Below are 23508 nucleotides of genomic sequence, written 5' to 3'. Positions count from 1 at the left end.
CATCTCGGGCTTTCAGCCCTTTCCTCTGACAGCATTGGCCAGGACTTTTACGAAATGCAACACACTGAATTAAATTCCGCCGCGCAGGCGGCTCAAAAATCCGCTCGTTTACGTCGCAATCGCTATATTTTCACAAGTCTGCTCATCTTGGGCATCATGTCATGGTTTTGCGCCATGTCTCCTTGGGTGAGCGATGATTATTCTTTCTCTAGTATCTTTCCTGGCTGCACGGGCATGTGGGATATGCAGGTACAGGAATACTTTGAATGGAGTGGAAAATTTATCGGGCATTTCACATCGCGCATACTTCTGCGCGGCCCGGTCTGGCTGCACCCCTTGCTCACTTCCATCGCATTTCTGCTGCTTGTTACAGGTGGCTCCCTGCTGGCCTTGGGCGCGCAGTGGCGTGAACGCCTGAGCGCATGGCACATCGCTGTCATGGCCGGGCTTGTGTGGATTGCCCTACCTGCTTTTGGAACCGTTTTTTTCTGGCGCACTGGTACGGGCGATTACGGCTACAGCCTCATGTGGGGTGTTCTTTTTTTGGTGCCGTACCGCATCTGGGCCGACAAAGCAGACTTCCGTATGCCGGGCGGCCTGCTTTATGCGCTTGTGGGTGTTTTTGCTGGCTGGAGCAACGAGAATGTCGGAATGCTGGTTCTGCTTGCATCTCTGGGCGTGACGCTGTTTCGCTGGCGCACATCCCGCAGCGCGCCAGCGTGGGCACTCTCGGGCATTACTGGGGCAGCCTTTGGCTGGGGCATGATGATGGCCGCACCGGGCAATGCCGTGCGCCTCGCAGCCGTTGGCGGAGCGGAAAAAATTCCGCTGCTGTCCCAGCCTGCTTTTCTGCACTTTTTGGAATTTTTTGGCACGCAACAACTTGAAATGCTGCCCTATTTTCTTTCAGCCATGGTGTTTGCATGGCTGTTGCACCGCCGGGGACTTTTAAAGCCTGCCGTGTGGGTCCCGTCAGTAATTTTCTTTCTCATGGCCCAGGCCAGCCTGGCAGCCTTTGCCGCCAGCCCCTCAACACCCTACCGGGCCATGAGCGCCACCTTTTTTTTCACTGCGCTCTGCCCTTTTTCACTGCTTGCGGCTCTGAACCCCTCCAGCATCAGGGCCAAGGCGCTTCTTACCATTTTCTGCGCCCTGCTGCTCTCAAGCGTACTACTTGAGGCCCGCGTTTTTCTCATGGCGCAGCCGTTTATTGCCGCGCGCAACAGTAACAACTTGCGCAGCCTGGACTACCCGGGAACAGACAAGTATTTCTTTCCCGGCTACGACATCCGCGAGGTAAACCTTTTTTCAACGGATTGGCGTGATCTTGTACCCTGGAACGAGTCGCATACGTTGCGCGTATTTGAAGCGCCCGATGCCCGAGCGTTCGTGGCATGCAACATTGCATTTTTTGACAACCTGCCCCAGGGCAAAGTCCATGTGGCAGCCAGGAGACGCACCGCCACCACTGTAAGCCTCTTGCAACAGGCCGCAAGGGCCTTGTTTGAGAGCCCTGACGAAGGACTTATTTCAGCCAGAACAGCTGCTCTGCGGTATTTTCCCGCCTCTGCCATGGTTACGGACGATGGCAAGGCCGCGGTGTTTATTCCCGGCATCAAATCTGTGGACGACATCGCCTATATCGCTGTAGAACAGCCAGACGCGCCCCTTGTGTGGCGCAGAGCAAGTGCGTCCCATTAATAAAACTGATCGCACCCAAGCTACTCTCCGCATGGAGGAATAAGCATTGTCCCGCACCGTCCCATTGTTGGCACTGGTTGTACCCTGCTATAATGAAGAGGAAACCCTGCCCCGCACCCTTGATGCCCTGGCCGGCCTGTTGGCAGACCTCAAAAAACAGGGCCGTGTGCATGCGGAGAGTTTTGCCCTCTATGTGAACGATGGCAGCCGTGACCGCACATGGGAGCTGCTTGAAGAACGGCACTCGATCGACCCCTTTTGCCGGGGCGCAAGCTTTGCCGCCAATGCAGGCCACCAAAACGCCGTATGGGCAGGCATGGTCACGGCGCGCGATATGGGCGTGGATTGTATCATCAGCCTTGATGCCGATTTGCAGGACGACATCGCCGCCATTCCCGACATGATCGCCAAGTACATGGAAGGCAACGACATTGTCTACGGCGTGCGCAACGACCGCAGTACTGATACGCCTTTCAAGCGGCGTACCGCGCATATGTTTTACGGATTCATGCGCTGGCTCAAGGTGCCGTTGATCCCCGACCATGCAGACTACCGCCTTGTGGCCCGCCCCGTGCTGGAAGCGCTGGATCAAATTCACGAGCATTCCCTTTTTCTGCGCGGGATTTTTCCGGCCATGGGCTTTAAGAGCGCACAGGTCTTCTACGTGCGCCAATGCCGCATTGCCGGTGAAAGCAAGTATCCTTTCTGGAAGATGGTGTCTTTTGCCTGGAAGGGCATTACGGCATGCAGCGTTGCGCCTCTGCGCATTGCGGGCCTTATGAGCATGCTCTGCATGCTGGCGGCGCTGGCCTTCAGCGGCGTTTCCCTGCTCAAATACGCCATGGGTGAAACCATTCAAGGTTGGACATCACTGATTATCGTAGTCTTGCTGCTGGGCTCTGTGCAGCTGTTCTGCCTGGCGCTGGTTGGTGAATACCTTGCCAAAATATTTACCGAAGTGCGCCACAGACCCCGCTACATCATCGCCAAAAAGCTGTAGGCCAAAGCTGTAAGGGAATCTTTGAGAAAACTGCGTAGCCATCACCGCCAAACTAAGTTGCCGAACTGCCATGAGTACTCTGGCAACATCTGCAACAAGCCCATATCTAGTATAAAAACAGCCCGCCGCTAGTGCCCCGGGCTGTTTTTATTTTTTGCATAGCCAATAGCCGCTTCAGGAATAATATTTGCCAGTGATTTCCTGAATCTTAATCTCAACCACTGCCGTCATTTTAAGCATATTTTCAGGGTAAGCCGCACCTGTGTGCTGGGGCGCGTGCTTGGCCACAATGGCGTCAAGGGCGGCGATTTTTACGGCCCGGTCATTCACTACAGCGGCGTTGCCTGTAATGATTACGCTCTGGTAGGCGGTATTGGTGTCACAGGGGACATCTGCCTGAATAAATGAATGCTGACCTTCTACTTCAAAACAGACTCTGGAGTCGGCACGCAGATTTTTCAACTTTTGCCCCGCTGCCAAGCCGTGAAAGTAGACATGTCCGTTCATAAACACAAAATGTACTGGTGTTATGTAGGGGAAACCATTTTCACCGAGAGTGGCCAGATGGCCAACCAGAACAGAGCCCAACAGCGAAGCTATCTGTTCAGTGGTCAGGGGGTGTTCTTTCATACGTGCCTGCATGGTTCCTCCAAGGTAAACAGATACAGAAAGCGCCGTGTAAGAAGCCTTGCCAGCATCGTGCTGCACGTGCTGAAAAAATGCGCTTGCTCAATGCACAATCAAAAATCCTTCTCTCCCTCACTCGCTCCAAAAAAAACTCTATTTCAGTTCTGTTACCTTTCAAAGTAAAATTACTGCGCACAGGTCAAGTATATTTATTCACGCACTGAGTTATCACAGGAAAAACCATAATTGTGCGCTGCTTGCACAATATGCATTGAGCTGTTGCGCTGCCACAAGAGTTACACGCCGTATTCCCTGAGTTTGCGCCACAGGGATGATCGGCTGATGCCCAGCATGTCTGCGGCCAGAGTGCGGTTGTCGCCCGCCAGTTCAAGGGCGTGCAGGATGTGCTGTTTTTCCATCTCTGCCAGCGGAACAAGCGGCGTTGATACGCCCGATGCTGGCGCGGCGGGCACCGATGCTCCTGGCGTTGTTGCCTGGGGGCAGACTGGGGTTGCAGCCTCGGCAGCCTCTTGCCGGGCGGCAAAAGCAGAAGAAAAGCCGGGATCGCGGGCTGGCAGGCGGGCCGCAGCCTCGGAAACTTCCGGGGGCAGATGCGCCAGACTTATGCTGCCGCCCGGCGGACAAAAAACCGCCGCCCGCTCGAGAATATTGGCAAGTTCGCGCACGTTGCCGGGGAAGGGATACTGCCGCAGCGCATCAAGGGCGTCATCTTCAATCTCCAGCGGCACGGCCCCGCCCTGCTCCGCCAGCCGCGCAAGAAAAAACCGCGCCAGCAGTGGGATGTCCTCTGCCCTGCTGCGCAGGGGCGGCAGCTCCTGCGTTACCACGGCCACGCGGTAATACAGATCGCGCCGGAAGCGCCCTGCCTCCACCTCTTCCTTAAGGTTGCGGTTGGTGGCGGCGATGATGCGCACGTCCACGGGTATATCCACGGTGCCGCCCACGCGGCGCAGGTTCTGCTCCTGCAGAACACGCAGCAGCTTGACCTGCATGCCCGCCGGCATTTCACCCATCTCGTCCAGAAACAGCGTACCGCCGCTGGCGGCTTCAAACAGGCCTTCTTTGCGCCGCACCGCGCCGGAAAAGGCCCCCTGCTCATGTCCAAAAAGTTCGCTCTCAAGCAGCTCCGGCGAGAGCGCGCCGCAGTTGATCGCCAAAAAACGCCGCCGCGCCCGCTGGCTCTGGGCGTGCATGGTGCGAGCAGCCAGCTCCTTGCCCGTACCTGTTTCACCTTGCAGCAGCACAGCCACATCTGTGGGCGCCAGACGCATGAGCGCCTGCCTCAGGCCACACATAGCTGGCGACATGCCCACCATTTCCGGCACAGAGCCGCTGGCCTCAAGCTGGGCCCGCATCTGGGCGACCTGCTGCCGCAGACGGCGCTTTTCCAGCGCCCGCGCCACCAGCATGCGCGCTTCTTCCAGCGAGTAGGGCTTTGCCAGATAATGAAATGCCCCAAGCCGCATGGCCTCCACGGCGCTTTCAATCATGGGGTAGCCCGTGACCATGATGACTTCCACATCCGGCTTGCGCGAGCGTACCGCCTTGAGCACCTCCATACCGTTCATGCCCGCCATGGCAATATCAGTAATGACCACGTCAAAATCCTGCTCGGCCAGCAGTTTCAGGCCTTCTTCGCCGCTGCCAGCCTGGGCCGATTCATGCCCTCCGCGCTCCAGGGCGCGCGCAAGGTTGGCGCGGGCCATGCGCTCATCGTCAATGATCAGCAACCGGCCACCGCCGCCAGCCCGCTGCGCGGCGTCAAGCCCGTGGCCGTGCCGGGCTTCGCCGGGGTTTGCCTGCGCAGGTGATTGCTCCGAAAGCCGGAACCGTTCCGTAGTCATGCCTCTGCTCCTGAACCGTCTGCGTCATGCCGTTCCGCAAGGGGCAGCCGCACGGTAAAACACGCCCCTTGCCCCGGTTGGCTCTGCACTTCGAGCGTCCCGTTGTGCTTGCCCACAATGCCAAAGGCTATGGACAGCCCAAGGCCCGTCCCTTCGCCCACGGGCTTGAGGCTGAAAAAGGGATCAAACACCCGACCAAGATTCTCGGGTTCAATACCCTTGCCAGAGTCGCGCACGCGCAGCTCTGCCATACCCGCCAGTTCGTCCACAGAGGCGGTGATATGCACTTCACCCTTGCCATTCATGGCCTGTGCCGCATTGAGCAGAAGGTTGATAAGCACCTCCTGCATGCGCTGGGCATCCACGGGCAGTTGCAGCCCTTCAGGCACGTCCACTGTGATCTGTACCGTTGCGCCCATGTCGTGCCGCACAAGGCCAACAGCCCTGCGCACAAGGCCGGAAAGATCATGCAGGGCAACGGTAAAGGGCCGATCGCGCGCAAAATCCAGCAGGCCGCGCACAATATCGCGGGCACGAACAACCTCGGCCTGGATTTCATCCAGCTGCGCTGTCACGTCTTCAACCGTGGGCATGGGCCGCAGCCCCTGCCGGGCATCGTTCACATCCTCGCCGAGCAGCTGACAGCCAACGGAAATATTGTTGAGGGGATTGTTCAGCTGGTGGGCCACGCCGGAGGTCAGCACACCAAGAGAAGCCAACTTTTTTTCCTGCAACAGCAGGGCGTGGCGCTTTTCCAGCTCCGCCGCCATGCCGTCAAGCGTCTGGAGCACATGCCGCGCTTCTTCCTCAAGCTGCGGCGGGGGCGGCGGCAAGGGCATGCCCGCGCCAACGCTGCGGGCGGCGCTTTCAATGGCCCCAAGGGCGCGCATGATCTGCCTGCCGATAAGCCATGCAAAAGCCACCCCGCAGGCCAGCAAGGCAGCAATGGCCCCCAGCAGCTGGGTGCGCAGATCTCCCACAGCGGCAAAAATGCCCTGACGCATGCGCCGCACCGCCGAATCAGCCAGCTCGCTCAGGCGCTGCCCTTGATCGGTGAGCGCTGCGCCGTCTGTGGGCTGATCTTCCAGCAGGGCCTCATAGGTGCCGAAGCCTTCCAGCAGCAGGTCAAGATTATGGTGCGCGCCATCGCCCACCCGGCGGCCCATGGCTGCGTTATAATCCTGCCCCACGGATGTGGCCCGCTCCCGCGCCAGCTCCACAAAACTGCGCAGGGCAAGCAGGTCGCCCTTTCTGCCGGGGAAAAGTTGCAGATTTTTTTCGTACCTGCGCATCTCGAGCACGTCGCTGCGCAGGTCGTCCACCATGTCGATCAGTCGGGCCGCCCTGTCGATGCGCCCCAGATCATAACAGGCGATGCCGCCCAAAAGCAGCAACATGACCAAGAACAGGCCCGTGCCCACGGCAATCTTGCCGCGAATGGTATGCCAGACAGATAAATGCGGAAGCATGCTTCACCCCCGCAGGCGCAAAAGTTTACACCTGCGCCCGTCGCCGTTTCAATTTGCAACAGCGTATAAAAATAAAACAAAGCTGACAAGCCCTGTCCTGCAACAACTTGCAGACCTTATCCGCTTGAACATGTCAGAATGAAACAGTCCATGGGCAGCGTGACGCGCAGCACACGATACATAAAATCATATAAATTCAGCATGTTATACATTGAACTTTTTGGCACAATAGTTGTAATCGCAAGCGCAGGAGGCCGACATGAACACCCTGCAAAAAACGATGGAAAACTGGTTTACCGCTGTGGCATATGCCGATGCCGGGCAATCCGGCTGGACAGACGATTTGTGGACTCTGAACGGCAAGCGCGAAAACACGGCGCTGAAGCAGACCCTGCTTTATGGCGCGGGCAGCATCCTCATTTACCTGCTGGCTTTTAGCAACGCCGATGCCTTTGCCGCCTTGTGCGCCAAGGGTGGCCTGTGGACAGCCCTGCCCATCGCCTCGGTGCTGCTGCTCTCATACGTGCATGGTCACTTTGCTGGCGCGCTCTGGGAATTGTGCGGTATTACCGGCGTGCAAAAAAAGAACGCGCAATCCACCGCAAAGGCTGCCCCCCGTCAGAGTGCCGCACCGGCTCCCCGGCTGGACACCACGGCCGTGGTTCACGGCTAACCGACCGTTTTTCACAAGTCCGGGCCGCGCCGCCCGGCTCAATTTTTTTGTTCAGCGGCGGCATGGCGGCGGCATGTTTGGCCTTACGCCAGCACACAACAGTACGCCCAGGTAATTCGCCAGCCGGAGGTAACATGGATCTGCTCAGTCTTGACCCGTCCCAGTTCATCGCACTCACGCCCGTTTCTGTGGCCTTTCTGCTGGCCGTGGGATTTGTGGGCGGGCTTGTAAGCGGCTTTATCGGTTCCGGCGGGGCCTTTATTCTCACGCCGGGCATGATGGGCCTGGGTGTGCCCGGCGCCGTGGCTGTTGCCAGCAATATGTGCCACAAGTTCCCCAAGGCCATGGTGGGCGCCATCAAGCGCTACCGCTTCGGTCAGGTGGATGTAAAACTGGGCATGGTTATCGCCGCCACAGCTGGCATAGGCGTACAGATTGGCATCCGCATTCAGCGTTTTATTCTGGAAAAGTGGGGCCAGGCCGGGTCTGATCTTTACGTCAGCGTTTCCTTTGTGGTGGTTCTTGTTGTGGTGGGCAGCTATATTCTCAAGGATGCCCTGCACTCCAGCCACTCCGGCAAGGAGGATGACGAAAGCACGCCGCCCCTTGCCCAAAAGTTGCAGGCCATCAACCTGCCCCCCATGATGTCCTTTCCCAAATCCGGCTTGCGCATTTCGCTGTGGTTTACCCTGCCCGTGGGCATCGCCACCGGCATGCTGGCTGCCACCATTGCCGTGGGCGGATTTGTGGGCGTACCGGGGCTTATCTATGTGATCGGCGTACCCGGACTCATTGCATCAGGCACGGAACTGGTCACGGCCTTTGTCATGGGCCTGTGCGGCTCGGTCAACTGGGCCATGCACGGCATGATAGACATCCGCCTCGTCTTTATCATCCTGGCTGGCTCCCTGCTCGGCGTGCAGCTTGGGGCCATCGGCACCACCTACGTCAAGCCCATCATGATCAAGTACGTTATGGCCGCCATCATGCTCATTGTTGCCGCAAGCCGCATAGTCGCCCTGCCGGGCTACCTCAACGCGCTGGGGCTTATCCAGATGGGCCCAGGGATTCTCTATCTGCTCAAGGTCGTGAGCTTCATAACCATGTGCGCCGGATTGCTTGTTGGCGCGGGCATGATCCTTGGCGGCATGTGGCGCGGGCAAAAGCGCAACCGCAAAGAAGCGGCGCTGGGCAACCCGGCCTAAGCGATCTCTCTCTTAAACAAACCCCAATAACATCTTCTCCTCAAACCCTATAGCAAAAGGGGGGTGCATTGCGTCTGCACCCCCCTTTTTAGTTTCCTGTCAAAGGCAGCGCGCGGACAATTGGCCATTGCCTATTTCCTGATTTTCTGTATGCTTTCATAATCATCATTATACCCTGTCAGCTTTTCTGCCATCCCTTCGCAGGAGGAGCCATGCGCATATTCACGCGCAGCCTCAAGACGCAGTTTATTGAGGCATTCACGCTGCTTATCCTGCTGTCATCATGCTTTCTTGCGGCCATAACCGGGCGCGAAGCCAGCAGCGAGGCCCGCTACGAACGCGGCCTGCTGCTGACCAACCGCGTGCAATCTCTTGCCAAGGCCCTTGATCAGTCCATGTGGTTCTGGATCAAGGAGGTTGGCACCCTGCGCCACACTGTGGGGCTGATCGGCGGCGATATGAAAAAACTATCCATCGCCGTGAACAGATTGCAGGACACCATGCCCGCCTTTGCCTGGATCGGACTCATGAATCCTCAGGGCAAGGTTCTGGCAGCCACCGATGGCGTGCTGGAAGGAACCGATCTTTCCATCTGCGCCATCTTCCGCCAGGGCAAAAACGGCCTCTTTGTGGGCGATGTACGCAAGGCATCCATGCTTGCCCAACTGTTGCCCCAGCCGGAAAACGGCCCGCTGAAATTTGTGGACATCAGCATGCCCATTGGCGAGGGGGAGCTGAAAGACTGGGTCCTGGTAGCCCATCTGAGTTGGGCATGGGCCAGAGAGGTGGAGGAATTCATCCTTTCGGGCGAAGGCTCGGATACCAACACCAAGATCATGGTTCTCGGTGCAGACGGCGGCGTCATCCTGGGCGGCGACAACAATGAACAACCGCTGGCCTTGCCCCTGCTGCAAGAACTTGAACACTCCACTTCGGCCTGGGCCGTGGAAACATGGCCCGATGGCATTGCTTACCTCACTGCGGCAGTAAGCTGCACGGGATTTAAAGACTACGATGGCTTGCAGTGGAGCGTGGTGGCGCGGCAATCGCTGGATGCCGCCTACGAACCCGTGCGTCGCCTTGTGGCGCGCATTCTTGTGGCTGGCCTCTTGCTTGCGGTGCTGTTTGCGCTGGTTGCCGGATACATCGCCCAGCGCACCATTGCCCCCCTCAAGGCGCTTACCGCCGCCGCAGACCGGCTCAGCCGGGGCGAACGCGTTACCATTCCGCGCAACCGGGGCATACGCGAAATTGAAGTGCTTTCAGCCTCCTTGTCCACCCTGGTTGAAAACCTCACCCGCACAGAAACAGACCGGAACCGCATTCAGTATGCCGCAGAGCGCGATGCCCTCACAGGCCTGCTGAACAGACACGGACTGGCCGCGCGCATTGACGAGGCCATGCCCAGCCTGACGCAAAGCCAGGGGCTGGTTGAGCTGCTGTACATGGATCTGGACGGCTTTAAACCAATCAACGATGCGCACGGACACCATGTGGGCGATGCCGTGCTGACCATTCTGGGGCAGCGCCTTACGCGCTGTCTGCGCAAGGATGATGTGCTGGTGCGGCTGGGGGGCGACGAGTTTCTGGCCCTGCTCGGCCATACCAGGGGCACGCCAGACATACTGCGCACCATCAGCCGCATCCGCGAGGATGTGGGAGCCCCCATTTCCATTGACGGCCTCATGCTGCGCATCGGCATCAGCATAGGGCACGCCACATGGCACTGCGCGAGCGAGACTGTTGAAGATGCGCTCAAACGGGCAGACAGCGAACTTTACATGGCCAAACGTGCATCAAAAGCCTCGCAGGAAGTGCTGTAGCCTGGCCTGCTGCGCATCACCCCCGTCTTTATCCCACAGACTGCCCCACCGGATATTTCTTTAGATCCGCTTAAAGGAGCAATACACCGTCAGGTCGATCAGACCCAGGCCTGCTCCTGCAAATGCCGCAGGCACTTGCCCGCTGTGGCAAAATCCTTGCGCAGATCGGCATAGTCCGGCACCGTGCGCGCGCCGCCCCGGTCATAGAGCACAAGCCCGCCCGCAAAGGTATCCACATCGTCAGGATCGTGGCTGATAATCACGGCAGGGATGGTCAGGTCATCCATCAGTTCGAGCAGTTCTTCGCGCAGGCGTTCGCGCAGCAGGGGATCAAGCGCAGAAAAAGGCTCGTCAAGCAGCAGGAGCAATGGGTCTGCATTAAGGGCGCGGGCCAGAGCTGCGCGCTGCCGCTGCCCGCCGGATATCTGCGAGGGCAGATGGGCCGCCAGATGCCCGATGCCCAAACGTTCCAGCATGGCCTGCGCCTTGTCACGCTCCTCGCCGCGCACCTTCCAGGGCCAGCAGCCCGTGCGCGGATAGGCCACGTTCTGCAACAGGCTCAGGTGCGGAAACAGGGCGTAATCCTGAAACATGTAGCCGATACGCCGCTTCTGCACAGAAACAAACACGCCCTGCGCAGCATCGTACAACGTGCAGTCGCCGATACGGATGTGGCCCGCGTCGGGCTTTGTCAGCCCCGCCAGACACTGCATGGTCAGCGATTTGCCCGAACCGGAAGGGCCAAAAAGCACCGCGCACTTGTGTTCGTCGCCGATGTCGTAGCGCACATCCAGATTGAAGGGCGTAACCCCGTTCCTGAAACTTTTTACCAGCCGCAACGAGATCATCTGCGCCGCCTCTTGAGTTTCACAAGCAGCTCCGCCGCCATCAGCAAGGTCACGCACACGGCGGAGGTAATGAACACAAGCCAGGAGGCCTGGAGGTCATTGCCCGCCTGAAAGGCATCGTAGATGGCAAGGGCCAGGGTCTGGGTCTTGCCGGGGATATTGCCCGCAATCATCAGGGTTGCGCCAAATTCGCCCATGCCGCGCGCAAAGGCCAGCATGATGCCCGCAAAAATACCTTTCCAGGCCAATGGCAGCGACACGCTGATAAACACCCGCCATTCCGAGGCCCCAAGCGTGCGGGCCGCGTCTTCCAGATGTTTGTCCACCTGCTCCAGCGCCGCGCGGGCTGACTTGTAGATAAGCGGGAACACCACAACAGTGGCTGCAACCACAGCCCCCTGCCAGGAAAAAATCAGGTTGATGCCCAGTTCCGCCAGTCCATGCCCAAAAACGCCGCGCCGCCCCACCAACAAGATGAGATAGTAGCCCAGCACAGTTGGGGGCAGCACCAGCGGCAACGAGCACAGGGCGTCCAGCAGGGCGGGCATGGGACCTTTTTTGCGGGCCAGCCGCCAGGCCGCCAGTGTTGCCACAACAAAGGAAACAGCCGTAGCCGCTCCTGCCACGCGCAACGAAAGCTCCAGCGGGCTCCAGATAAACGCTAGGTCAAAATCCATTTCCAACTCTGCCCCCTGCCGCCGACCGGATCCGTTGATGCGTAAAAAAATAATGAAGGCGGTTGCCGCTTCTGCCAAAACGGCAACCGCCAGTAAACACAATCCATCATTGCAGGCCGGTACGCAAGGGCACGGACCACGCCTTCATGCACTACGGCTTGGAGAAACCGTACTTGGCAAGCACGGCCTGACCTTCAGGCGAAAGCACAAAGTTCAGAAATTCCTGGCCCATCTTGGCATCCTTGCCAGTGGTGGCCACGGCGATAGGATAGCTCACGGGATCATGACCTTCCACAATCATGACCACTTCAACCTTTTCCGCCAGCTGTTTGGCATCGGTGCGGTAAACAAAACCTGCATCAACTTCGCCACGGGCCACATAGTCCAGCACCTGACGTACGCTGTTGCCCAGGATAAGCTGGGGCTGCACGGCTTCCCACAATTTGGCGGTGTTCAGCGCGTCCTTGGTGTAACGCCCGGCAGGCACGGAATCGGGATTACCGATGGCAACGCGCTTGAAGGCCTTGATGTCTTCAAGCTTGGCGGGCTTTTTGGAGCCAGCGGGCACGATAAGCACGAGGTCGTTGAGCGCAAAATCCTTGCGCGTAGCGGGGTCGACAACCTTGGCGGCCACGGCCTTGTCCATGGTGCCCTGGTCGGCAGAGGCAAAAACGTCTACGGGCGCGCCTTCCTGAATCTGTTTGAGCAGCGGATTGGAGGCAGCATAATTGGTGTGCACCTGCAAGCCCGTGTGCTTCTTTTCAAACACGCCTTTGATTTCGTTAAAGGCATTGGTAAGGCTGGCTGCGGCAGAAACGGTTATTTCCGCAGCCTGAACGGGAAGGCTGAGCAAGGCCACGCAACCCAGCGCCAAAGCTATGCGGCAAAAGGCCCCACGAGCGGATACAGTCTTTTTCATGAAATTCCTCCGTGCGCCAGAAGCGCGGTTTGTACGCCAACAGTACAGAACCCTTGAAGGCGAGCAATACAGTCACGTTTTTTAATGAAAGCGTGAACACTGTACAACAAAAGGGTTTTACTTGTATAAGGCAGGAAAACTGACGGGAATCAGCATGGAAAAAAACAAAAACCGTGAGGAAATGGCCGCGCTTTTGCGCTCCCTCTCTTCCGCAGACAGGGCATGGCTGCGCCAGCGCCTTATGCGGCGGGACTCTGCCGCTCTGCTGCAGGATACAGGGCGCATCAGCCCGCGCGAGCTTCTGGCCGTGGAAACATGGCTGTGGGAACGGGCCAGTGCCGCCCGTGGCCCGCGCGAAAAGCGCCCTCGCCTGCGCATGTGGCTGATTTTCATGCTGCTGCGCTACGCAGCCCTGCGGCTTGTGGAAATTTTTGAGATCATGCCTGCGCATCTTGATTTTCAGGACGGAGTTATCCATGTGCCGGGCAGCAACGATGCCCCAGGGCGCGAGGTCCCCTTGCCGCTTACCATCAGCCGCCGCCTCAAGCGCGTGCTGGAAGACCCGGCGCTGTTTCCTGAAACCCGCGAACTCATGCGCTGCGACGCCAGTTATGTGCGCCGCTGCCTGCAACAGTGCGGCGCGGCCTGCGGCCTGCCCAAGGGCCTTTTGAGCGCCCGCGCCCTGCGCCATACCCGCGCCCTCGAGCTGGGCAGGCAGGGCCTGCCCCTGCCTGTGGTGGATATTTTTCTTGGCCGGCGATCCGCGCCCGGTCAGAGCGGCATTGTCCGCTGCGACCCGCAGGAGGCCAAACGCCTGCTGCGCGAACAACTGCAAAGGGAGCGACCCATGAAAACCAGTGCGCGCAACGTCTTTCAGGGGCGCATAACCTCATTGCGCCAGAGCGGGCTGCTGGTCGAGGTGGTGCTGCGCACCGCAGGCGGCCTGCGTGTGGCCTCGCTCATTACGGACGAAAGCGCCAAGACCCTGGCTCTCAATGAGGGCAAACTGGTCAATGCCAGCATCAAGGCACCCTGGGTGCTGGTGCAGGGGGGCGAACTCTCGCCCAAAAGCTCCCCTCCGGCGGAAAACTGCTTTACCGGCGTGGTGGAACGGGTGCGGGAAGATGAAATGGTGGCCGAAATTCTGGTGGCGCTCGGCGAAGGCAGTCAGGTCTGCGCCCTACGCAACCGTGGGCCGGAAAACCCCATCAATCTTGTGGCCGGGCAAACTGTAACCGTATTTTTCAAGGCTTTTTCCGTCATTCTCACCGTAGATTAGCCAGCATACACGCAAACAAAGCCGCGCCGGCAGTCGTAATGACCATCGGCGCGGCTTTGTTTATTTTAGCGACAGTTTACAGGCAGGTTACTTCCACAGGGCGCGGTTTTCTTCCATAAAGCGCTCAAAGGCCTCAATGGCTCGCGCCATATCCTGACGCCCCACGCCATTGTAGGTTGTCAGCCGCAGGTGATCCTTGCCCATGCCTTTTGCCAGCAGCCCCAGAGGCGCAAGCTTCTGCTCGAACCATTCTGAAGACCTGCCGGAAGCGCTTATATCCAGCATCACAATATTGCTCTGCACAGGCGTGAGCACAAACTCGCCATAGGCCGCCAAGGCCGCGCCGAGGTGGCGGGCGTTTTCGTGGTCTTCCGCAAGGCGCTCAATACCCGTGCGCAGGGCAACCAGCCCGGCAGCCGCCATAATGCCCGCCTGCCGCATGCCGCCGCCAAGCAGTTTGCGCGTCTGACGCGCCTTGGCGATAAACTCGCGCGTTCCACACAGCACAGAACCGAACGGTGCGCCCAGCCCCTTGGAAAGACAGAACATCACGCTGTCCGCGCAGGCGGCCAGATGTGCGGCGTCCACCCCGAGGGCCACGGCAGCGTTGAACAGCCTCGCGCCGTCCATATGCACGGGAATCCCCGCCTTGCGGGCCGCAGCGGCCAGCGCCTGCTGCCGCGCCAGCGACACGCAGATGCCGCCGCCGAAGTTGTGACTGTTTTCCATACAGGCCAGCTTGACGCCCGGCGTTACGCAAGCTGACGCAAAGGAGGCGACTTCGGGCATGCCCTCTGCATCCCGCGAATAAAACACAGGTTGAATACCCAGGAACTTTTCCATGAAGGGCGACTTTTCGGTGCGGAACACATGCAGGTCCGGCTCCAGAGCCGCAGCATCACCACGGTCGCACCACGTAGCCAGCGCGACGAGATTGGCCATGGTTCCCGATGGGCAAAAAAGCGCGGCTTCCTTGCCCAGCAGTTCGGCAGCATGATCTTCCAGCCGATTGACTGTGGGGTCGCCGCCGCGCCCTTCCGCGTCAACACGGCCGTCATCGCCCACTTCGGCCTCACGCATGGCGGCGCGCATGGCCTTAGTGGGAACGGTCAAGGTATCACTGCGCAGATCGACTACAGGCATGAATTTCACCTTTTAGACTTCGGCGGTTTCTTCCGTCGGTTCATAGGCAATCCCCGCCCAGCGCATGACAAGCTTCACCGCGACAGTGTTGCTGACCACGTTGACGGCGGTACGGCCCATGTCCAGAAAAGCGTCCACGCCCGCGATGATGGCCAGAGCCTCCACAGGAATGCCAATGGTTGTCAGCACCATGGCAATGGCCACAAGGCCGCCTGAAGGCACGTTGGCGCTGCCCTTGCTGGCAAGCGTGGTCACCACGATGATGGAAAGCAGGGTGCTGGGATCCAGCGGGATGTTATAGGCATCAGCCAGAAAGCCAACGGCCAGCGCAAAATACATGATGGAGCCGTCGCGGTTGAAGGCGTAGCCCAGAGGCAGCACCACCGAGGCCACGGCCTTGGGAACGCCCATTTCCACCAGTTTTTCCATGTGCAGGGGCAGTGTCGCCTCTGACGAACGCGTGGCAAAAGCCAGAATCACAGGCTCGCTCACGGCTTTGGCGGTCTTGAGGGGGTGTTCGCCGATGCAGAGCATCAAGATGGCGAACAGCACCAGCAAGACGCCAAGCCCCAGGTACATGACCAACACCAATTTGAGCAGGGCCAGAATGGTGTGCATGCCCTGCGTGGAAAACAGCCAGGCTATGATGGCAAAAATGGCAATGGGCGACAGGGCGATGATCCAGCCCGTGAGCTTGAAGACAGCGCCCATCAGAGCGTCCAGCACGTCAACGAGAGGCTTTGCCCTGCTGCCGGTGGAAGCCAGAGCAAGGCCCAGCAGCACTGCAAAAACCAGCACAGGCAGGAGGTTGGTGCCCGACATGGCCGCAAACACGTTGGAGGGGATCATGTCGAGAAAAAACTTTGTCCAGTTGACCGTGGTATTGATGTTCTTGGGCAGTTCTGCGGTGTGCGACAGGTTGACGCCCACGCCGGGGTGGAACATGCCGTTGAGGGCAAGGCCAATGATGATTGCCACCACAGTGGCAATGAAAAAATAGAGCAGGCTGATAACGGAAACCTTGCCCAACTGCTTGGCGCTGTTGCCCATCTGGTAGATGCCAAGGGTGATGGCCGTGAACACCAGCGGCACCACGATCATTTTGATGGCCTGCACAAAGGCCGTGCCCACCGGGGCCAGGGCCTGGGAAAAGTGCGGCGCAAGAAAGCCGAACACAATGCCCAGAACAAGGCCGAGCACCATCTGAATTGGCAGCGGAATGGGCCGCTTTTTGCTGGTTTTTGTCATTTCCATCGCCTCTCTTCCCCCTCTGATCCTTGCACGTAAAACGTCTTGTGATGCCGACGGCCAGGTTTAGCCGAGAACTGCAAGCAGTGAGCGCAGTTTCGTTTCCATGGCCTTTTGCAGATGATCCCAGACAAGCTGGTGAGCCAGTGTTTGATTGCGATCCAGAATGGCATTGCCAATGGCGATATGTTCCTTGATCACCACGCGTGTCCGTTCTGCATCGTAATTTTTGACGCGCTGCATGGCCAAGGAGTTCTGTACGCGCACGTCTGCATAGAGTTTTGCCAGCCGCTTGTTGCCAGCGGCCTGAAATATGGCTTTGTGGAAGTCCCAGCCGATGCGCTGCGCTTCAAAGGTATCAAGCTCCGGCCCATCGGGCAGGGCCTGAAGCTCGGCAAGGCAGGCGCGCAGTTCAGGGCTGCCGCCTTTTTCTGCCGCCAGCTTGGCGGCCATGCCTTCGAGCGCCAGGCGCACCTCGTGGATTTCTTTCAGGTCTTCCACAGACAGGCGCTGCACAAAGGTACCCCGCAGAGGAACGCTCATGAGAACGCCCTCCCTGCACAGATCCTTGATGGCCTCGCGCACTGGCGTACGCCCAAGTTGCAGGCTTTCAGCCAGGCTGCGTTCCGACAGTTCTTCGCCGGGGCTGAGCTGCCCTTGCGCGATCATGGAACGGATGGCCTCATACGCTGTGGATGATGCCTTGGTGTTTATCTGCTTCATGTCTGGTATACCAGCATAAAGCCAAATAAATGTCCATACGCCGCAGGACAGCATCAGCATGGTAACCTTATAATATTGCAGCAGTGTGGATTTTTTTGACCAGAAAAAAACGAGAAAATTTGCTGGCTATGCTGCGCGGAGCCAGCAGGACATTCATGGTATTTTAGGGGCAAAACTGCGCCTACCGCAGAAGACACACCAACCCAAGATACCAATGTGTCCGGCGAGGATTTTTCGCTTCTGGCAAGGAAGGGATGTTTTTTGCGAAGGAAGTGTACCCGCTTTAGCCGTTGCTTTAGGCGTTGCGACACAGGAAGTTACGCCTAAAGACAGCATGCGCAACGACATAGTCGTTCCATGCAATCGCTGTCGCCATCCGTAAGCCCTTTGGGCAACGGCTGCCGCGCGACAAAGGAAGCTACGGATAAAGACAGCAGCGCTACGGTACTCGACCTGAACAAAAATCATCCCTGACGCAGCCAACACGAAAGAAATCTAAGAAACAGCGATAGTGTCCGGCGAGGATTTTTGGGCGCTGGCAAGGAAGGAGTTATTTTTGCGAGGGGAGTGTACTCTGATAGTACTCGACCCGAGCAAAATCACTCCTGACGCAGCCAGCACTCAAAAAGACCGCCGGACACACCTCGGGGGAGTCGCAGAACTTCCCTTGCCACAACTCCCTCGCCCCCATCGCCCGCCGCAAATCCCCCAGCAGGCCGCGCTTTTCTGTGGTCCAGGCGGGAGCCAGCAGTTCACCGGGGGCGGGGTCGCTCTGGAGGCGGTGGATGACGATGTGTGAAGGGATGCGCGGCAGGGCGGCGCAGAGAAGGTCGACATATTCATCGCGCCAGAGGGGGTGATACTGGCCTGCGTTGTACTGGCGGGCAAGTTCCGTCCCCTTGGGCACGTAGACGTTGTGCAGCTTGAGGCCACTTATGGGCAGGGAGAGCGCCCAGCCGAGACTTTGCAGAAAATGGTCTTCGCCTTCACCGGGCAGCCCGGCCATGAGGTGAGCGCATACGGCAATACCGCGCGCGGCGGCCATGCGCACGGCATTTTCAGCTCTGGCTGCGGTATGGCCCCGGTTAATGCGGGCCAGTGTGGCATCATGGGCTGTTTGCAGGCCCAGCTCCAGCCAGAGGTCGCAATCAAGGCCTGCAAGCAGGTCTAGCTTTTCGTCATCAAGGCAGTCGGGGCGGGTTCCCACGGCAATTCCAAAACAGCCGGGCAGTTGGCGAACCGTTTGGAGCAGTTGTTGCAGGCGTTCTGATGGCCCATACGTGTTAGAGAAGGATTGCAGGTATGCAATAAAGCGCGTATTGGGGTCGTCCCGCAGATATATGGAACGCCAAAAATTCCACTGTTGCAGTAGGGAATAGCCCTGTTTTGCACGGCCCGAGCCGGACCCATCGGCATTGCAAAACGTGCAGCCGGAAAATGAAAGCGTACCGTCGCGGTTGGGGCAGGAGGCCCCGGCGTCAAGTGGAATTTTTTGCACCCGGCTGCCGTAGCGTCGATGATAATAAGCGGCCAGAGTATGCCAGCGCTGCATGTTTGCGTCCCTTGGAGGCTTATTTCCGCGCCTTCCGGCGGGACAAATATTTTAACCCTGCGTCCACCGTCTTGACTTCATGCCAGTTTTAGCAGAACAGTTTTCAGCCTGACGTTACCAATTCCAACAGCGCCCCCACTCCAGGCCTCTTCGCCTCGCCGGGTGCGGGAGTTGTTTCAACATGACGGTAAGGTAGCACACCAGCACAGCGAGGCAAGTTAGAGTAATGTCCAAAATTCTGGATTTCGCACTAGGATTGTTTTCCAATGACCTGGCCATTGACCTTGGCACAGCCAACACCTGCGTTTATGTCAAGGGGCAGGGAATTGTGTTGCGGGAGCCTTCGGTGGTCGCGGTCAAAAAAGACCCGCGCGGCAACAATGTAGTTCTTGCCGTTGGGCACGATGCCAAGCGCATGCTGGGCAGAACCCCTGGCAACATCTGGGCTATCCGCCCCATGAAAGACGGCGTTATCGCCGACTTTGAAGTTACCGAGGCCATGCTGCGCCACTTTATCGCCAAGGTTCACAATTCGCGGCGTCTTGTGCGCCCGCGTATCATGATTTGCGTACCTACGGGCATCACCCAGGTGGAAAAGCGCGCCGTGAAAGAGTCGGCCCAGTCCGCTGGCGCACGTGAAGTGTACCTCATCGAGGAACCCATGGCAGCGGCCATTGGCGCGGATCTGCCCATTCAGGAACCCACTTCCAACATGGTGGTGGATATCGGCGGCGGCACTACTGAAGTGGCGGTCATCTCCCTTTCGGGCATTGTGTATTCGCGCTCTGTGCGCGTGGGCGGCGACAAGATGGACGAAGCCATCATGACCCACGTCAAGCGCAAGTATAACATGCTCATTGGTGAATCTTCCGCTGAAGAAATCAAGATCAAGATCGCATCCGCCTACCCGCTCGATCCGGAACAACAGATCGAAGTCAAGGGCCGCGACCTTGTGACGGGTATTCCGCAGAATATTATCATCACCTCTGAAGAAGTGCGCAAAGCCATTTCTGAACAGGTGGACAGCATTGTTCAGGCTGTGCGCATCGCTCTGGAACAGACCCCGCCGGAACTGGCGGCGGATATTGTTGACAGGGGCATTGTGCTCACGGGCGGCGGCGCGCTGCTCAAGGGCCTTGACCAGCTGCTGCGCGAAGAAACATCGTTGCCCATTACGGTTGTGGACGATCCCTTGTCCACGGTTGTGGTGGGTACCGGCAAAGCGCTGGACAACCTGCACATTCTTAAAGAAGTGTGCATCGACTAGAACCGACCTTGTCCTCGCGCCCCTGTGCGGCTGACGCAATGCCGGAACACAAGCTTCCGGTTCTGCGTCTCCGGTACAGGGGCGCGATTTATTCCGCACCGGCTTTCAGGAGCTTCCGCCTGTGACACTGCGGCGTCTTCTCCTCCTCGCGGGCATTTTGCTCATCCTGTTTCTGGGCATGTACTCCTGGAATCAGCGCACGCGCGTTCTGGACGATCTGGCCGCGAAACTGGGGCTTGAAATCACCGGCGCGGTGCTCACGCCTGTTCGTTCCGCGCAGGACGCTGCGGAAAACATGTGGGACCGCTATTTTGACCTTGTGGGCGTGCGTGAAGAAAATGAAGCCCTCAAGCAAAAGGTGGACGAGCTTGAAGCGCGCCTGCTTGCCAATGGTGAAGACCTGGCCGAGCTCAAGCGCCTGCGCGCGCTGGTGCAACTGCCGGTAGACCAGACATGGCGTCCCCTTGGGGCCCGCGTTCTTTCCGGCCGCATGGGTCCCAACGCCGTCCTTGACAGCATCACCATCAGCCGGGGGTACAGCACGGGGGGACGTCCGGGCACGCCGCTGGTTACCCACCTTGGGCTGGTTGGCCGCGTTCTTAAGGCCAGCGCCCACAGTTCCATTGTGTTGCTGCTTACTGATCCCAGCAGCCGCATAGCCGTTTTTTCGCAAGAAAGCCGCGCTCCCGGCATCCTCATGGGCATGGGCACGGGCCAGAAGCTTGAAGTCAACTTTGTGCAGCGCGATGCCAAGGTCAAGCCCGGCGAAATAATCATCACCTCCGGCCTGGACGGCAAGTACCCCAAGGGCATACCTGTGGCGCGCGTACTGCGCGTGGCTCCTTCGGATTACACCCAGTTCATGGCCATCAAGGCAGAACCGCTGGTTGACCTGCAACATCTTGAAGAAGTGCTGCTGCTCGAATCCACCGGCGCGCCCCGCCCGCTGGAACCCAGCGAAGCTCCCAAAGAATTCGTGGGCCCGCCCGCGCCCAAAAGCGCCACGCCATGAGAACGCTCCGCAGCATTGCATGGTGGGCCTTTTTCATGGCCTGCGCCATTGTTTTGCAGGCGGCGGTGCCGGGGCTTGATGTGCTCACGGTGGGCCTGATCATCCTGTTGCAGGAACGGGATTATAAAAATATGCTCTGGCTGCTGCCCGTGTTCATCCTGTTGCAGGAAGGCATGGGCACGCGCCCCTTCGGGGCCGTCATTGTCTGGTATGCCGCAGTCATTTTGCTGTTCAAGATGGGCCGCTGGCTGTTTGAAGTGGAAAATTTCATTTTTGTTTTTTTGCTGTCAGCCTGCCTGGGCGCCGCATACTACGCCATTGCGTGGCTCATGGCCCCTTTGCAGAACCTGCCTTTCGATGTGCAGGGAACCCTGGACACAAGCCTGATTCAGGCCATCTTTGTGCCCTTCGCCTGGCGGCTGTTGGTGGCCACCCGCCACTGGAACCCCAATGATCAGGAAAACTGACAATACCTCGCTGCTGGCGCACAACGACAAGGCGCAGCATAAGGGCATTCGCTCCTGGCTCAAGATTCAGGTCGAGAGCGAGGGCTATCAGCCGCCGCGCGCTGGCGCAATCCTGCTTCAGGTTCTGGTGGGTCTGATGTTTTTTGTGCTCGTGGTGCGCTTCTGGTATCTGCAAGTGCACAGAGGCGAAGAATTTGCACGTCAGGCTCAGGACAACCGTCTGCGTATCGAGCGCATCTTTGCCCCGCGCGGGCGCATCATGGACGACAAGGGCAAGGTACTGGCCGATAACCGCACCGCCTACGGTCTTTCCATCGTGCGCGAAGACTGCCACGACATCCCCGCCACCCTGGCCCAGATAAGCGAATGGTCGGGCATCCCCCTCCAGCAGGTCTGGGACAAGTTCCGTCAGGACCGATTCAAGGTTAAACCCTTTGAGCCCCTGCTGCTCATCACCGATATCGACTTTGACCTTGTGGCCCGCATTGAATCCGAGATTCACGAATGGCCGGGGCTTGAAATTGTGGTGCGCACCAAGCGCAGCTACCCCGAGAAGGAACTTTTCGCCCATATTCTTGGTTACGTGGCGGAAGCCAACGAGCAGGAAATGACCGCAGACAGCGCCCTTGCCATGGGCGACCTGGTGGGCAAGCAGGGGCTGGAACTGGAGCTGGAAAAGCAGTTGCGGGGCCGCAAGGGCTTATACGATGTAGAGGTTGACGCCCACGCCCGAGTGCTTGGCAAAACTCTGCGCGATGAACCGCGCGGCGGGCACGAAATACATCTTTCACTCGATGCGGGTTTGCAAAAGGCTGCCTGGGACGCCCTCGGCGGCGAGGCTGGCTGCATCGTGGTCATGGAACCGGACAGCGGCAAGCTGCGCGCGCTTGTGACATCCCCGGCCTACGACAACAATCTTTTTGCTGCGGGCATTTCGCAACGCGACTGGGACGCCCTGCGCACCAACAACCGCTTTCCCTTGCAGAACCGCGTTATCCAGAGCGTGTACCCCCCAGGTTCCGTATGGAAGCTGGTTATGGCCACCATGTTGCTTGAAAAGGGCGTCAACCCGCGTGAAAGCGTGTTCTGCCCCGGACAGGTCAAACTGGGCAACCAGATTTTCCGCTGCTGGAAGCGCGGCGGGCACGGCTCCGAAGACCTCGTGCACGCGCTCATAGACTCCTGCGACGTCTATTTCTACCTCATGGGCGACCGCCTGGGCATTGACAAGTTGGAAGAATTCGCCAAGGCTTGTGGATTCGGGCGGCCTACAGGCATTGACCTACCGCATGAAAAATCGGGCCTTGTCCCTTCGCGCGACTGGAAACGGCGGCGTTTTGGCCGTCCGTGGACACGCGGTGAAACCTACAACGTGTCCATCGGCCAGGGCTACACCCTGGTGACGCCGGTGCAGGTGGCAGTATTTGTTTCGGCTCTGCTCAATGGCGGCGATCTGCTCAAGCCCCAGCTTGTGGATGACGCCACACGCGAAGTGCGCGGCCGTGTACCCGCCAAGCCAGAGACGCTCAAGTTTGTGGTGGAGGCCATGCGCCGCACTGCCAACGGCGGCACAGCCAAGGTTGTGGGCCGCAAGGATGCCGACATGGGCGGCAAAACAGGTACAGCGCAGGTGGTCAAGCTCAAGATGGCCGCAGGCGACCGCCGCCTGAAAATGTCAGAAATGGAATACGCCCAGCGCGACCACGCCTGGATTGCCACCTGGGGTATTAAAGACGGCAAAACCTATGTGGTTATTGTCATGGTGGAACACGGCGGCGGCGGTTCAAGTGTGGCTGGCCCTGTGGCCCGCAAGGTTTACGACTATCTTTTCGGGCCTGACCCCAACGCGCCCATGATCGTGTTGCCCGCCCCAACCGCAGCCGTAGAGCCCACGGACTAGGCAACATGCGCAAAGAGCCAGCACCGCGCACAGGCGCAAACAACGTTTGCCCCGGTGGCAACACCGCAGCCAACAATCGTTGCGAGGCCCGCCACGGGCAAGGAGTGTTG

At 58.8% G+C, this 23508-nt stretch carries 20 protein-coding genes; 10 read left to right on the top strand and 10 right to left on the bottom strand.

The window, feature by feature from the left end; all coding sequences use genetic code 11:
• Window positions 1-54: 54 nt before the first annotated feature.
• On the top strand, window positions 55-1701 hold the full coding sequence (locus ACUZ79_RS02955; protein WP_449250668.1) for a DUF6056 family protein: 1647 nt from the start codon (window positions 55-57) through the stop codon (window positions 1699-1701).
• A 46-nt stretch (window positions 1702-1747) separates the two neighbouring features.
• Window positions 1748-2701, top strand: coding sequence for a glycosyltransferase family 2 protein (locus tag ACUZ79_RS02950; RefSeq protein WP_449250667.1), 954 nt, complete (start codon window positions 1748-1750; stop codon window positions 2699-2701).
• Window positions 2702-2875: 174 nt separating this feature from the next.
• On the opposite strand, the gene ACUZ79_RS02945 is transcribed toward ACUZ79_RS02950, so the two are convergent.
• From ACUZ79_RS02945 to ACUZ79_RS02935, 3 genes are all read right to left on the bottom strand, one after another.
• Window positions 2876-3343, bottom strand: coding sequence for a pyridoxamine 5'-phosphate oxidase family protein (locus ACUZ79_RS02945; RefSeq protein ID WP_449250666.1), 468 nt, complete (start codon window positions 3341-3343; stop codon window positions 2876-2878).
• Window positions 3344-3624: 281 nt separating this feature from the next.
• Window positions 3625-5193, bottom strand: coding sequence for a sigma-54-dependent transcriptional regulator (locus ACUZ79_RS02940; RefSeq protein ID WP_449250665.1), 1569 nt, complete (start codon window positions 5191-5193; stop codon window positions 3625-3627).
• Entirely contained in the window at window positions 5190-6662 is a 1473-nt protein-coding gene (locus tag ACUZ79_RS02935; protein WP_449250664.1) for a sensor histidine kinase, read from the bottom strand. Before ACUZ79_RS02935 ends, ACUZ79_RS02940 begins: the two co-directional genes overlap by 4 nt.
• 259 nt (window positions 6663-6921) lie before the next feature.
• Here ACUZ79_RS02935 and ACUZ79_RS02930 point away from each other — a divergent pair, with 259 nt between their 5' ends.
• From ACUZ79_RS02930 to ACUZ79_RS02920, 3 genes are all read left to right on the top strand, one after another.
• Window positions 6922-7335, top strand: a complete 414-nt coding sequence (locus tag ACUZ79_RS02930) for a hypothetical protein (RefSeq protein ID WP_240823506.1) — start codon at window positions 6922-6924, stop codon at window positions 7333-7335.
• Window positions 7336-7469: 134 nt separating this feature from the next.
• Window positions 7470-8540 (top strand): sulfite exporter TauE/SafE family protein, encoded by a 1071-nt coding sequence (locus ACUZ79_RS02925; RefSeq protein WP_240823505.1) that lies wholly within the window; start codon window positions 7470-7472, stop codon window positions 8538-8540.
• Window positions 8541-8752: 212 nt separating this feature from the next.
• Window positions 8753-10363, top strand: coding sequence for a GGDEF domain-containing protein (locus ACUZ79_RS02920; RefSeq protein ID WP_449250663.1), 1611 nt, complete (start codon window positions 8753-8755; stop codon window positions 10361-10363).
• A gap of 98 nt (window positions 10364-10461) precedes the next feature.
• Here the strand turns inward: ACUZ79_RS02920 and ACUZ79_RS02915 are convergent, their stop codons facing one another.
• The 3 genes from ACUZ79_RS02915 to modA form a co-directional block, all read right to left on the bottom strand.
• Entirely contained in the window at window positions 10462-11211 is a 750-nt protein-coding gene (locus ACUZ79_RS02915; protein ID WP_449250662.1) for an ATP-binding cassette domain-containing protein, read from the bottom strand.
• Window positions 11208-11888: a molybdate ABC transporter permease subunit gene (gene modB / locus ACUZ79_RS02910; RefSeq protein ID WP_240823502.1), complete on the bottom strand. Its 681-nt coding sequence runs from the start codon at window positions 11886-11888 to the stop codon at window positions 11208-11210. The genes ACUZ79_RS02915 and modB overlap by 4 nt, the downstream gene beginning before the upstream one ends.
• A 151-nt stretch (window positions 11889-12039) precedes the next feature.
• On the bottom strand, window positions 12040-12807 hold the full coding sequence (gene modA, locus ACUZ79_RS02905) for a molybdate ABC transporter substrate-binding protein (RefSeq protein ID WP_240823501.1): 768 nt from the start codon (window positions 12805-12807) through the stop codon (window positions 12040-12042).
• A gap of 154 nt (window positions 12808-12961) precedes the next feature.
• On the opposite strand from modA, the gene ACUZ79_RS02900 reads away from it, so the two are divergent.
• Entirely contained in the window at window positions 12962-14086 is a 1125-nt protein-coding gene (locus tag ACUZ79_RS02900) for a TOBE domain-containing protein (protein ID WP_022659873.1), read from the top strand.
• Window positions 14087-14173: 87 nt separating this feature from the next.
• Here ACUZ79_RS02900 and ACUZ79_RS02895 read toward each other — a convergent pair whose 3' ends face one another.
• The 4 genes from ACUZ79_RS02895 to ACUZ79_RS02880 form a co-directional block, all read right to left on the bottom strand.
• Window positions 14174-15229 (bottom strand): GntG family PLP-dependent aldolase, encoded by a 1056-nt coding sequence (locus ACUZ79_RS02895; RefSeq protein ID WP_449250661.1) that lies wholly within the window; start codon window positions 15227-15229, stop codon window positions 14174-14176.
• A gap of 12 nt (window positions 15230-15241) precedes the next feature.
• The gene (locus ACUZ79_RS02890) at window positions 15242-16477 is read right to left on the bottom strand and encodes a dicarboxylate/amino acid:cation symporter (protein WP_240823498.1); all 1236 of its coding nucleotides are present in this window, start codon (window positions 16475-16477) and stop codon (window positions 15242-15244) included.
• Window positions 16478-16543: 66 nt separating this feature from the next.
• Entirely contained in the window at window positions 16544-17200 is a 657-nt protein-coding gene (locus ACUZ79_RS02885; RefSeq protein ID WP_449250660.1) for a GntR family transcriptional regulator, read from the bottom strand.
• Between the two features lie 550 nt (window positions 17201-17750).
• Entirely contained in the window at window positions 17751-18752 is a 1002-nt protein-coding gene (locus ACUZ79_RS02880; protein ID WP_449250659.1) for a TIGR01212 family radical SAM protein, read from the bottom strand.
• Between the two features lie 226 nt (window positions 18753-18978).
• Between ACUZ79_RS02880 and ACUZ79_RS02875 the strand changes: the two genes are divergently transcribed.
• The 4 genes from ACUZ79_RS02875 (at window position 18979) to mrdA (ending at window position 23398) form a co-directional block, all read left to right on the top strand.
• The gene (locus ACUZ79_RS02875; protein ID WP_022659878.1) at window positions 18979-20019 is read left to right on the top strand and encodes a rod shape-determining protein; all 1041 of its coding nucleotides are present in this window, start codon (window positions 18979-18981) and stop codon (window positions 20017-20019) included.
• A gap of 121 nt (window positions 20020-20140) precedes the next feature.
• Window positions 20141-21031, top strand: coding sequence for a rod shape-determining protein MreC (mreC, locus tag ACUZ79_RS02870; RefSeq protein WP_192113541.1), 891 nt, complete (start codon window positions 20141-20143; stop codon window positions 21029-21031).
• A complete protein-coding gene (locus tag ACUZ79_RS02865; protein ID WP_022659880.1) occupies window positions 21028-21498 on the top strand; it encodes a hypothetical protein in 471 nt (156 codons plus the stop codon). Before mreC ends, ACUZ79_RS02865 begins: the two co-directional genes overlap by 4 nt.
• A complete protein-coding gene (gene mrdA, locus ACUZ79_RS02860; protein ID WP_449250658.1) occupies window positions 21482-23398 on the top strand; it encodes a penicillin-binding protein 2 in 1917 nt (638 codons plus the stop codon). The genes ACUZ79_RS02865 and mrdA overlap by 17 nt, the downstream gene beginning before the upstream one ends.
• The last annotated feature ends 110 nt before the right edge of the window (window positions 23399-23508 follow it).

It is taken from the genome of Desulfovibrio faecalis (assembly GCF_053570625.1).
Note: the sequence above shows the minus strand (reverse complement) of the source record. Positions and strands in the feature narration are given on the sequence as shown.

Coding starts and splice junctions, on each gene's coding strand:
- ACUZ79_RS02955 (WP_449250668.1), top strand. CDS start 55: ATGCAACACACTGAATTAAATTCCGCCGCGCAGGCGGCTCAAAAATCC.
- ACUZ79_RS02945 (WP_449250666.1), bottom strand. CDS start 3,343: ATGCAGGCACGTATGAAAGAACACCCCCTGACCACTGAACAGATAGCT.
- ACUZ79_RS02940 (WP_449250665.1), bottom strand. CDS start 5,193: ATGACTACGGAACGGTTCCGGCTTTCGGAGCAATCACCTGCGCAGGCA.
- ACUZ79_RS02935 (WP_449250664.1), bottom strand. CDS start 6,662: ATGCTTCCGCATTTATCTGTCTGGCATACCATTCGCGGCAAGATTGCC.
- ACUZ79_RS02930 (WP_240823506.1), top strand. CDS start 6,922: ATGAACACCCTGCAAAAAACGATGGAAAACTGGTTTACCGCTGTGGCA.
- ACUZ79_RS02925 (WP_240823505.1), top strand. CDS start 7,470: ATGGATCTGCTCAGTCTTGACCCGTCCCAGTTCATCGCACTCACGCCC.
- ACUZ79_RS02920 (WP_449250663.1), top strand. CDS start 8,753: ATGCGCATATTCACGCGCAGCCTCAAGACGCAGTTTATTGAGGCATTC.
- ACUZ79_RS02915 (WP_449250662.1), bottom strand. CDS start 11,211: ATGATCTCGTTGCGGCTGGTAAAAAGTTTCAGGAACGGGGTTACGCCC.
- modB (WP_240823502.1), bottom strand. CDS start 11,888: ATGGATTTTGACCTAGCGTTTATCTGGAGCCCGCTGGAGCTTTCGTTG.
- modA (WP_240823501.1), bottom strand. CDS start 12,807: ATGAAAAAGACTGTATCCGCTCGTGGGGCCTTTTGCCGCATAGCTTTG.
- ACUZ79_RS02900 (WP_022659873.1), top strand. CDS start 12,962: ATGGAAAAAAACAAAAACCGTGAGGAAATGGCCGCGCTTTTGCGCTCC.
- ACUZ79_RS02895 (WP_449250661.1), bottom strand. CDS start 15,229: ATGCCTGTAGTCGATCTGCGCAGTGATACCTTGACCGTTCCCACTAAG.
- ACUZ79_RS02890 (WP_240823498.1), bottom strand. CDS start 16,477: ATGACAAAAACCAGCAAAAAGCGGCCCATTCCGCTGCCAATTCAGATG.
- ACUZ79_RS02885 (WP_449250660.1), bottom strand. CDS start 17,200: ATGAAGCAGATAAACACCAAGGCATCATCCACAGCGTATGAGGCCATC.
- ACUZ79_RS02880 (WP_449250659.1), bottom strand. CDS start 18,752: ATGCAGCGCTGGCATACTCTGGCCGCTTATTATCATCGACGCTACGGC.
- ACUZ79_RS02875 (WP_022659878.1), top strand. CDS start 18,979: ATGTCCAAAATTCTGGATTTCGCACTAGGATTGTTTTCCAATGACCTG.
- ACUZ79_RS02865 (WP_022659880.1), top strand. CDS start 21,028: ATGAGAACGCTCCGCAGCATTGCATGGTGGGCCTTTTTCATGGCCTGC.
- mrdA (WP_449250658.1), top strand. CDS start 21,482: ATGATCAGGAAAACTGACAATACCTCGCTGCTGGCGCACAACGACAAG.